The sequence below is a fragment of the Mycoplasma sp. AC157 genome, assembly GCF_054343415.1.
On sequence record NZ_JBTGVE010000027.1, the window covers coordinates 1 to 12,621 of the forward strand.

Here is a 12,621-nt window from a genome sequence, read left to right on the forward strand (position 1 = left end):
AAGAAGTAGTTAAGGAAGTTGTTAAAGAAGTTCCAGTATACATTGAAAAAGAAGTAGTTAAGGAAGTTGTTAAAGAAGTTCCAGTATACATTGAAAAAGAAGTCGTAAATGAAGTAGTTAAAGAAGTTTACATTAACGAAGATAAAAAAGAACCAACAAAATACTCTAACTTCTATAATCTAACTCCTTCAAAACAACTTGAAGCATTAGCGGTATATTCACAAAAACTTGAAAAAATCGCTTCTTCTTACGATGAAACAATGATCACATCAACTCAAGACAATAACCAAATCAAAAACGAATTAGATTTAGTATCTAAAGCATTAGAATCATTAGATCAAGCATTTAAAGATGATTATTCACAAAAACTATTACTTTTAGTTAAAAAAGCAACTAAAGAATCAAGTGATAAATTAATGGAAAAAATTAAAGTTTCAGAAGAGTTATTCTACTCAGATGAAAATGCAATTTACTATAAGAAAAATAAATTATCACACGAGTTGTCTTTCATCAATTATGAAAACAAACACATAGGATTTGTAGAAGAAAAGAATTATAAATATGGTGTTATTGAAAACTACAGTTTAAATAAATCACATTTCTTAGTATTTAAAAACAACGTAGTGCAAAAAGTAGAAAAATCAGATCAAACTTCTGCTTTAACAAGTGGTTGAACAAGAAGATCTATTTGAACAACAATTATTTACTGAATCGCATACATAATTTTATTTGTAGTAGTAATTGTTCTTGCAGTTCAAAGATAATATATAACCTATATTTATTTACTCTAATATTAATAAAAGCAATATAAATATAGTATTAAGCACTTAATTAGTAAGTGCAAAAAGTAAAAATATAAAATAAATATTAATTATTTAAATTATTTGTATTATTAACTAAAATAATGCAATAAAACGAAAGGTAATTATGGCAAAACCAAGTGCGAAAATTGTGTTAGGTGGACTTGCAGCTGCTGCTTTAGTAACATCTGTAGTAACCACTGTAGTAGTTTTTTGAAATAGAAAAAGTAATGAATGAACTTCTGATGAATATGCAAAAGCAAAAGCAGAAGTACAACAATTAATTGATAAAGTTAAAGATCCAAAAGCAAAAAGAGCATTCCAAAATAGATTAAATAAATTAAAAGAATACTCTACTAAAAATGTTGACTTATTAAAACAACTAAAACAAGATGTTACAAAAGCTTTAAGTGATCAAAAAAACAACAGAACTACTGAACAAATTTCTAAAGAAGTTGGAAGTAAAATTAATTCTATTTCCGACAAAACCCCAATTAAAAACATTTTAAAAGATGAATATAAAGCAACTGATACAACAAATAAAGGTGCTTTACTTTCATTAGAAGATAAAGTAGATAAAGTTTTAGAAGCACAAGACTTAATTTCTAAAGTTGAAGATGCTGAAATTAAAAAACAATTATCAGACGATTTTGCAAACGCAAAAACTATTGAAGAAATTGATGCAATTATTGAAAAAGCAAAACAAGAAGTAGCTGCTAAACAAAATCAATTAGAACAAGCAAAAAAAGAAGCACAACAAGTAATTGATTCATTAGATAATGTTGATAAAAAAGCAGATCTAAACAAAGAATTAAGAGAAGCTACAACTGCAGCTGAAGTTGCTAAAATTTTAGAAAAAGCAAAACAAGAAAAAAATAAAGAAGTAAATTCTGATTTAACTTCTGATAAAGCAGAAGCATCTAAATTAAATGATTCAGTTAAAGATCAAAGTAAAAAAGATGAATTTGCTAAACAAATAGCAAATGCTACTTCAAAAGAAGAATTAGATCAAATTAAAGCTAAAATTGAAGAAACAATCAAAGCTGAATCAGGTGATGATGCTTTAGTTAATGCTAAAAAAGAAGCTTTAAAAGAAAAAGTTGATCAAAACCCTAACCTTTCTGATGACAAAAAAACAGAGTTAAAAACTGCTATCGATAATGCTTCTACTTTAGAAGATACACAAGCAGCTGAAACAACTGTAAATAAAGAAATTGAATCAGCAAATAAAAAAGCTGATTTAGCAAAAGAAATCGAAAAAATTTCCGATCCTGCTAAAAAAGAAGAATTAAAAAATAAATTAAATGAAATCCAAGGATCATCAGATGATTCTAAATTAGCAGAAGTTGAAAAAGAAATTGCTGATCAAATTTCTGATGCAAGAGTAAAAGCAGAAGAAGCAATTTCTAAATTAGATGGTTTATCTGAATCAGAAAAAGAAACCATTTTAAACAATTTAGATAAAGCAAACTCAACCGAAGATTTTGCAAATGTTGCTAACCAAGCAAATAACCGTTTTGAAGAAGAAAAAGCAGCAGTTAAAGAATTAGTTGACAAAATTTCCGATCCTGCTAAAAAAGCAGAATTAGAAAAACAATTAGAAGAAGCAAGCAATGTTTTTGATCTTAAAGATGTAGCAACAGAAGCAAAATTAGCTGACAAAAAGGCAGAACTTTTAGCTGAAGTTGAAAATTTAAGCGATGCAACTAAAAAACAAGAATTAAAAGATAAAATCACTAATGCAGATAGTGATGTATCTTTAGCAGTGCTTGAAAAAGAAATTGCACTTGAAAAAGCAAAAGAAGCAACAACAAATGATCTGGATAAAACTAAATTAGATGCACAAGCAGAAATTGACAAACTTCAAGATCCTGCATTAAAAGAAGAGTTAACTAAAGAAAAAGATTCAGCTCTTACTACTGAAGATTTAAATACAGTTATTTCTAAAGCAAAAGAAGCTCAAAAATCTGAATTAGAAGAATTAAAAACAGCAACTGAAAACGCAATTAATAAAGTTACCGATCCTTATGAAAAAGAAAAACTTCTTCATGACTTAAATAACGCTTCTAATAAAGAAAATGCAACTGATGAATTACTTGTTATTAAAGAGCAAGCAGAAAAACAAGCAAACAACGAATTAACTAAAGCAAAAGAAGCAGCACAAGCTGAAATCAATAAAGTAACCGACGAAGCTAAAAAAGCAGAATTAAACAAAGAATTAGAAGCTGCTACAAGTATTGATGCAGTTAATGAAGTAAAAGCAAAAGCACAAGCAGAAGTTGCAAAACAAACTTCAAATTCCAAAGACTTAGCAGCCCACGAGATTAGCAAAGTTAGTGATCCTGCTAAACAAGCAGAATTAAACAACGAACTTGCAAATGCTTCTACACCGGAAGAAGTACAAACAGTCGCTAATAAAGCTAAAGAAGCACAAAATGCTGAAATCGAAGCAGCAAAAGCAGCAGCAAAAGCTGCAATTGATGCATTAGATCCAACTAAATCACAATCATCCATTGATGCTTTAAACACAGAATTAGCAGCAGCTACTACTTTAGAGCAAGCAAACGCTATTAAAGCAAAAGCAGAACTTGCAAAACAAAAAGAAAGTGTAACTGACCCTGTTGAAGCTTCTAAATTAGATGCACAAGCTGAAATTGCTAAAGTAACTAACAGCGAAACTGCAAAAGAACTTAATGACAAATTAGCAGCAGCAACAACACAAGAGCAAGTACAACAAGTTATTAACGATGCCAAAGCAGAGCAAGCAAAAGAACTTGCAGTAGCAAAAGCAAAAGCGAATGCTGAAATTGCTAAAGTAACTAATCCAGAAGTTAAAGAAGCATTAAACAACGAATTAAGTGCTGCTACTTCAACTGCTGAAGTTAATGCAATTATCCAAAGAGCAAAAGAAGCACAACAAAGAGAATTAGCTGCTCTAAAAGCAGAAGCATTAGCAGAAATCAATAAATTGCCACAAAGTGATTTAAAAGATCAACTTAAAGATAATTTAGAAGCTGCTACAACTGCTGAAGCAATTAATGCACTAAAACAAGATGCAATCGATGAATTAACAAGAGCAAAAGCAAAAGCACAAGAAGCGGCATTATACGAAATTAATAAAATTGTAGATCCTACAACAAAAGATGCTCTTAAAAAAGAATTAGAAGCAGCTTCTTCACTAAGTGCAATCAATGATGTAAAACAAAAAGCAATGGATGCAAACGCTTTAGAATTAGCAAAAGCTAAATCAAAAGCTCAAGCAGCAATTGATGAATTAGATCCACTTAAATCAAAAGAGTTAATTGACCAATTAACTAAAGATTTAAACTTATCTTCTTCAATTAGCGGGGCAAACGAAGTAGAAGCAAAAGCTAAATTAGCAAAAGCACAAGAAGCAGCCACTGATGAATTAGCAGCTAAAAAATTAGAAGCAGAAGCAGAAATTAACAAATTAGGTGATCAAGCAACTAAAGATGAACTAAATGCTTTAAAAGATGCAGCTGATACTTTAGAAAAAATTCAAGAAGTAATTAACAAAGCAAAAGATAAACAATTTGAAGATTTATCTAAAGCAAGAGAAGCAGCTTCATATGAAGTAGAAAAACTTACAAACCCAGAAGTTAAAGATGCTTTAAATAACGAATTAAGTGCAGCTAAAAGTCTAGAAGCTCTTAATGCTATTAAAGAAAGAGCAAAAGAAGCACAAGCAACTGAATTAGCAAACGCTAAAGAAAGTGCAAAACTTGAAATTGCTAAAGTAAGTGATCCTGAAACTAAAGCTCAATTAACAACACAATTAGAAAATGCAAACAACATTAGTGTTGTTAAAGATATTGAAGCAAAAGCAAAAGAAAATAATCCTTCTACTGAAACAAAAGTTGCTAAAAATGATATAACTTATGAAATTGAAAAAATAAGTGATACTACTGCCAAAGAAAACTTAACTTCTGAATTAGAAAATGCTAAAACTCCAGAAGAAGTACAAAAAGTTAAAGAAAAAGTAGAAGCACAAAAAGCAAAAGAATTAGAAGCAGCTAAAGCAAAAGCAAGAGAAGAAATTGCAAAACTAGATACAACTAATTCTGCTGCTGCTATAACTAACTTAAATAATGAATTAAACTCTGCTAATGATATTAATGCAGTTAATGAAGTTATTGCAAAAGCTAAAGTAGAAAAAGCAAAAGAAAGTGCAGCAACAGATTTAGATAAAGCTAAATTAGATGCAAATGCACAAGCAGACAAACTACTTAATAATGATAAAAAAGAAACTTACAAGCAAGAAATTGCCGCAGCTACAAACGAAAGTGAATTAAATAACGTTAAAGATAGAATTAACGCTGATTTAACTACTGAATTAAATAATTTAAAAGAAGCAGCAAAACAAGAAGTTAAAACAAGCGATATTAACATTTCAATTGCTGAAAAATTTAATGCTGAAATCGATGCAGCAACAACCCCAGCACAAGTAGAGAAAATTAGAAATAGATTTAAAGATTACTTTAAAACAGAAGTACAAGATGTTATTAATTCCTTATCTGATTCAAATAAAGAAAAAGCAGCATTAAATCAAGAATTAGCACAAGCAAATGAAATTTATGAGCTTAATTCAATTAAAAATAGAGCACGTGTTTCTAAAGAAAATGAAGTAAATAATGCTAAACCACTTGCTTCTTATGAAATTGAAAAACTAACTAATCCAGAAATTAAAGAAAAATTCAATACTGAATTAAATAATGCAACTACTCTTGCAGAAGTAGAATCTATTAAACAAAGAGCAAAAGAAGCACAAGCAACAGAATTAGCTAACGCTAAAGAAATTGCTAAATTTGAAATTAGTAAAATAACCGATCCAACTACAAAAGCAGCATTAGAAGATGAACTCGCTGCTGCAACTAATGTAGTGCAAGCAAATGAAGTTGCTAATAAAGCAAAAACAGCAAAAGCAAAAGAAAATGCATCAACTAATGAAGATAAAGCAAAAGTTGAAACAAATGCACAAGCAGATCAAATTCTTGATGAAACTAAAAAAACAGAGTTTAAAGATAAAATTAATAATGCTATAACTATTGAAGAAATCAATGCAATTAAAAATGAAATTGCAAATGATTTAACAACTCAATTAAACGAGCAAAAAGATAAAGCAAACGCTTTAAAAGATAAACTTTCAAATCAAGAAATTAAAGATAAATTTGCTGCTGAAATTAATGCTGCTACTACAAGTACTCAGTTAGAAGCAATTAAAGATAGAATTACTAAAGCATTAAAAGCAGAAGCACAAGCTGCAGTTAATTCATTAGAAAAAGAAGCACAAAAACCTTCTTTAAATCAAAAATTAGCAAGTACTAACTCTCCTGAAGAAATCGTTAAAATTAAAGAATTTGCACAAGCATTACTTGAAGCACATTTATTAACTGATAAACTTCAATCTTCTGATGAAAGAGTAAAATTTGCTCGCGAACTTGATGATATTAATGATGAAGATAAAGCAAAAGTTGAAGAAGTAATCCAAAAAATTAAAGAAGCAATTGCAAAACAAGGTAATGCTGATTCAATCCAATTAGCAAAAGAAAAAGCAAAAGCAGAAATAGCAAAAATTCTTAATGAAAGTGATAAAACAAGTTTAAATAGTGAATTAACAAACGCTTCATCTTTAAGTGATGTTAATGCAATTATTGAAAAAGCTAAACAAAAACAAGAGCAAGAATTAAGTGAACAAAAAACTCAAGCTAACATTAAAGCAAATGATATTAAAGATGAAGCACTTAAAGCTGATCTTAAAGCAAAAGTAGATGCTGCTACAAATATTGAAGAATTAAATAAAGTTAAAAAAGCAATTGAAGATCAACTTGCTAAAGAACTAGCAGCAGCAAAACAAGCAGCAGAAGTTGAAATTGCTAAACTAAGCGATGAATCTAAAAAACAAGAGTTAAGAACTGAATTAGAAGCAGCAACAACTACTGATGATGCTAATGCAGTTAAAGATAAAGCGCTAAGAGAAAAAGAAAAAGAACAATACTCTAATGAAGTAGATAGAAAGAAAGTTGATGCTCGTTCTGAAATAGCTAAATTAACTAAACAAGAAAATAAAGATCCTTTAAATACTGAATTAGATTCTGCTAATACAGTTGAATTAGTGCAAGCAGTAATAGATAAAGCGATTGCAAAACAAAAAGAAGAATTAGCTCAAACAAAACAAGAAGTTAAAGCTGAAATTGCAAGAATTTTAGAAGATCCTAAAAAAACTGAACTTTCAAATAAAGTTGATCTTTCTTCAGTTGATACAGTTGATAAAGTAAATGCTATTAAAACAGAAGCACAAGAATACTTAAATACTAAAAAAGCAGAAGTAACTAAAATGGTTGCTAAACTTGAAGGATTAGCTAATAAATCAGAATTTGATACTGAATTAACAAATGCTGATATAGAAACTAAATTAAAAGCATTAGAACAAAAAGTTAAAGAAGCAATTCAAGCTGAAAAAGATAAATTAACTAACTCAATTAATGACGGAACAATTACTAAACAAGATGTAATAAGTAGTTTAATTGATCAAACACATAATGCTAATTCTATTGCAGATCTTAAAGCAATTGAAACAAAAGTTGCTAAAGAAAAAGAATTGCAAAGAGCAAGAAATGAAGCAATGAAAATTGTTAACAAATTAAGTGATAATAATGCTAAAAAATCAGAACTTACAACCGCAATTAATAATACATCTGAATTCTCTAATATTACTTTAGAAAAAAACAAAGCACAAGCATTATTAGATTCTTATAAAACTGATGCAAAAGCAGCAATAAGAAGATTAACTGGTGATGATACACTTGTAAATAAATATAATGGTAAAACAGCAGAAGGTAAAACTGAAGCAGAATATAAACAAGCAAAAACCGATGCTCTTGCAGATTTAAGTAGAAAAGCACAAGAAGTTAAAAATCAAATTGATGCACTTGGTTTATCAAATACTCAAAAAGATCATTTCAAAAATGAAATAAATAATGCACATAATGACAATAACTCTGATATTAGTTCATTTACTACAATTAAAGGAACTGCAGACGATTTATTAACAAAAGTTAATGAAGCAAAAGCATATGTAAGTAACCTTAAAGCAGCACAGTCTTACAAAGATAAAATTGATGCAGCTTTAAATAATGATGCAGTTAAAGCAATTAGAGATGATGCGATGAGACATCTAGAAGAATCTAGAACTAATGCTACAAATGCTGTTAATACATTAAGAGGATTAAATCAAGATGGTGAAACACATGATACATATACTGCTAAATTAACTGATGCTGGAGATAATCAAGATAAACTTGATGCTTTAGGTATTGAAGCAACTGCAAAATTTGTTAATATTAGAGATGCAGTTGAATCATCAATTAATTCCATTAGTAATGCTTCTAAAAGAGAAGAAATTACTAATGAATGAAAAGCGTTAAAAGCAAGTTGAGATACAAATGTTGAGAAGAAAACTGTAACAGAAATTTATAAAATAAGAGATAAAGTTACAAAAGAAAATGCTCGTCAACTAGCAGAAGATGCAATTAATAAATTAGTAGATGGAAATGAGAAAACCAATTTAAGTAAAACTATTAATAGTTCTAGTTCTAATATTGCAAAAATTGAAGAAGCAAAACAAAGTGCAATCAAATCTCTTGATACTTCTTTAAGAGAAGCAAATGAAGCTGTTGCTAAATTAGTAGGTCACAGTGATCATGATACTTTAAATAATAAAATTAATCCAAATAGAGAAAATCAAACAGAATTAATTAAAATACGAGAAGAAGCAAAAACTAAATTTAATGATAAAGTTTCTGAAGTTAGAGCAATTATTAATAGTTTAACTGGAAGTACAACTGAAGATGCTTCAGACTATAATTCTAAGAAAAAAGAATTAAGTGATCAACTTAATGCTGCAGGCACTGTAACTAAATTAGAAGAAATAAAAACAAAAGCAGAACAAGCAAAAAGAGATGAAACTAATTTAGAAAGTGCTAGAGCACATGCATTAGAAGATGTTAAGAGATTAAAAGATGATACTATAGAAAAAACTAATATTACTAATGCTATAAATAATGCAACAACTCCGGGAGAAATAAGAGACCAAGAAACAGAAATTGCTAAAATTATCAATGCACAAAAAACAACAACAAATAATGCAATTTCAAAATTAGATGGACATCCAGATAAAGCAAGTTTAAAAAGTAGAGTAACTGCTGCTGAAAATCAAGAAAATGAGCAAGGAAGATTAGAATCTATAGAAAATGATGCAAATGATAAATTTACTGCTTCAAAAAGATTAGCACAAGATGAAATTGAAAAACTTGCTTCAACTAATCCAAAAAGACAAGAGTTAATGACTAGCTTAAATAGCACTAATACAAATACTGTAACTAAATTAAATGAACTTAAAGAAGAAGCAAAAAAACAAAAACAACTTGAAGATGCAAGAAATGCTGCTTTGCCAGTTATTGAAAGATTAAAAGATTCTAAAAAATCTGAACTTAAAAATGCTATAAATACTGCAACTGAAGTTTCTCATATTGAAGCTAAAAAAACAGAAGCAGAAGGAATCTTAACTACTGAAAAAGAAAAAGCAAGAAAAGCAATAGAAAAACTAACTGGTGATGATTCACTAAAAGGAACCTTTAATGGACAATCTGCTGATGATAGAACACAAGAACAGTATGAAACAACAGTAACTGAAGCAACTAATAAATTTAAAGAAAAACAAACTACAGCTAAAACTACTATTGATGGATTAAGTCATTTAAGTGAAGAAAGAAAAAATCATTTTAAAAATGAAATTACTAATACTTTAGCTAATGAAAATGCTGATATTAGTTCTATTAATACTATTGTTGATAATGCAAAAGATGAAAACAGAAGAGCAGAAGAATTAGCAAGTGCTAAAGCATCAGCTCTTGTAGTAGCTAATAACTTAAAACCACAAAATGAAGGTGGTACAAGAGAACAAGTTTTAAGAAATATCGAAGCAGCTACATTAGTTTCAGAAGTAACTAAATTAAAACAAAATGCACAAACTTTAATTGACAATTCTAGAAGAGCAGCAGAAACTAAAGTCCTTAAACTAAGGGGGTTGGATGAAGGTAATGATCAAACTTATGATAGATACAATACCAAATTAACAGAAGCTGGTAATAATCAACTAAAACTAGATAGACTTAAAGATGAAGCTGAACATAAATTTAACACTGTAGCAAGTGTTACTGAAGGTAAAATTAATGGATTACCAGATGGTGAAGACAAAAACAATTTAGTAAGAAAATGACAACAAATGTTAAATGGACCTGCTGATGATAAAACAATTACTAAGGTAAAAGAAATTGATGCTGAAGTAACAGCAGTAATTAACAAAATCGACAGAGAAAGAGAACTTCCTTCACTTAAACAATATATAGATATGTTACTAGATGGAAATGCTATTAAAAATAATGCCAACGAATTCTATAATAATGCAATTAAACCTAATTCAACTTCAACAGGAAAAGATGTTAGAGATGTTATAGGTCAAATAACTATTGAATTAAAAAGATTAAATAGAGAAGCAAAAACTTATATAACTAATAAATTAGCTGGTGATACTAGTGGAACAAAAGAAACTTTAATTGCAGAACTTAATGGACATGTATTAAGTCAAGCTGATATTAAAGCTAAAAAAGCAAGAGCAGATGAAATATTTAATGCTAAAAAAACAGAAGTATTATTATATGCTGAAAAATTAAGTGATGCTAATAAAAATACTATTACTGAAAAAGTAAATGGTAATAGTGATGGTTCTGTACAACCAGCAGAAAGTATTGAAAGATTAAATCAAATTTTAGCACAAGCAAAAACTTTAAAACAAAAGGAAGATGAAGATAAAATACAACCTGCCTATAATGCTGCTAATGATTCTGTTAATAAAATAAAAATGAGTATTCAAAATAGTGATGGAAGTTTTGATTATACATATTATAATCAAGGTGATGCATTATCCCAAAGACTAAAAAGAGCAAATAGAGAACAAAATCTTGAAGAATTACAACGTATTAAAGAAGATGCAGAAAAAATATGAAATCCTATCAAAGATGAAGCAATTGCTCAAGCTTTAAATATTCAAAATCCTACTACAAGAGAGTCAAGAATTAATCAAATTAATAATGCATATGATATTAATGAATTGAAACAACAAATTAATTATGCTAAAAATGATGTAACAACTGAAAACAATCAATATGCTGCTTTAAGACGACCTGCAAGAGATGCAATTGCTAAACTTAATGGAGATGAAGCAGATAAAGATAGATTAACAAAACTATTAGATTCAACAATTGATAGTAGTGAAATAGAAAGAATTAAAACTGAAGCAGAAAAAATCTTTAATGATAAATTAATTGCTGTTAAAGCAAAAATTACTAATAAAAATGATTATAGTCAAGATCAAAAAACTGCTAAATATAATGAATTAAATAGTAAAACAGATATTGAAGGAATAATAAGTGTTGAAAAAGCGGTTGATTCATATAATTCAACAAACGATCCTTTAACAAACGAAAAACAAGCAATTATAGACAGAATGTATACTCAAGGAATAACTCCACCAAGCGGTTCTTCTTCTTCTTCTTCTGTAATATCTTATGCTTTACGTCCACAAGAAATTGAAACTTATATTAATAGAGTTAAAGAAGCTTCAACAATTCAAGATGCTAATGCTATTGAACTTGAATATGCACTTAATTCAGTATTTGATACAAGAAGACTTACACATCTTAAAAATAAAGTTACAAACGATATTAATGCTAAATTAAGTAGCAATCAAGTTGATAATTGACGTAGTTATTGAAGAACAGATATTTTACCAGCACCATCTATTAATGAACTTGGTAAAAAATATGTTAACTATAGACAAAATAATAATATAGGTAAACCAGAAAATCAATCAAGTGAAGAGTTTAGAAAAGATTTATTAAGAGATTGACATAAATGAGCCCAAGAACCTGCAATTGAATGAGCAAAAGGACTTGTTAAACAATCTACTAATATGACAATAGAAAGAAAATACACTGCACTCAATGAATTAAGTCAAGTAACATCATTATTTGACTTCACAGATTGATTGAGTAAAAATCATTCTTATGACAATATTATCCCTAATTCACTTCCACAAAATACAAATATTAGATTCTATGATGGACAAAATTATACAGAATTGAAATAACATCCAAAAACACAGAGCAAATCTGTGTTTTTCTTTATTAATATATTAATAAATATTAAATAATTAAAGAGTTATAGATTTCTATACTAGGGGTTTTTAAATATTTTGTTTAATATATAAGTAATAATATTTATATCTTTATTTAAGTAAAAATAAGTATTAATAATTTATATACTAATATTTTAATTTAAAATGCTATAATTATATAAAATAATATAATATTTAGGTGATAAAATGAGTAAAGAAGAAAGAAATTCATTAATAAAAAAAGCAATAGACAATTTAAAAAATAAAGATATTAATGAATTACCACAAATAATGGAAAGAAATGAAAAAGGTTCCTGAAAAAGAATGCAAGAATGCATGAAAAACTTATCTAAATTATAATTTATTTATAACTAAAGAAAATATCTCCAATAATTAATTATTGGAGATGTTTATTATGAAATTGCAAAACAAAAAAGAGTATGCAAAAAATGTATATAATAGTTTAAATAACTGTTTAAAAATAGCAAGTAAAAACCTTAAATAAAAAAACAAAAATCCCTAAAATAAGGGATAATTGGTTACTTTTTGTTTTTAACTGGGAAATTA

General features: G+C 28.1%; 3 protein-coding genes. All 3 read left to right on the forward strand.

The window, feature by feature from the left end; all coding sequences use genetic code 4:
- On the forward strand, positions 1 to 764 hold a 764-nt coding region (locus ACXX84_RS03740; RefSeq protein WP_458572928.1), incomplete at its 5' end, for a hypothetical protein.
- A gap of 163 nt (positions 765 to 927) precedes the next feature.
- Positions 928 to 12,027: a hypothetical protein gene (locus ACXX84_RS03745; RefSeq protein WP_458572929.1), complete on the forward strand. Its 11,100-nt coding sequence runs from the start codon at positions 928 to 930 to the stop codon at positions 12,025 to 12,027.
- Positions 12,028 to 12,261: 234 nt separating this feature from the next.
- Positions 12,262 to 12,414, forward strand: coding sequence for a hypothetical protein (locus ACXX84_RS03750; RefSeq protein ID WP_436358351.1), 153 nt, complete (start codon positions 12,262 to 12,264; stop codon positions 12,412 to 12,414).
- Positions 12,415 to 12,621 lie beyond the last annotated feature (207 nt).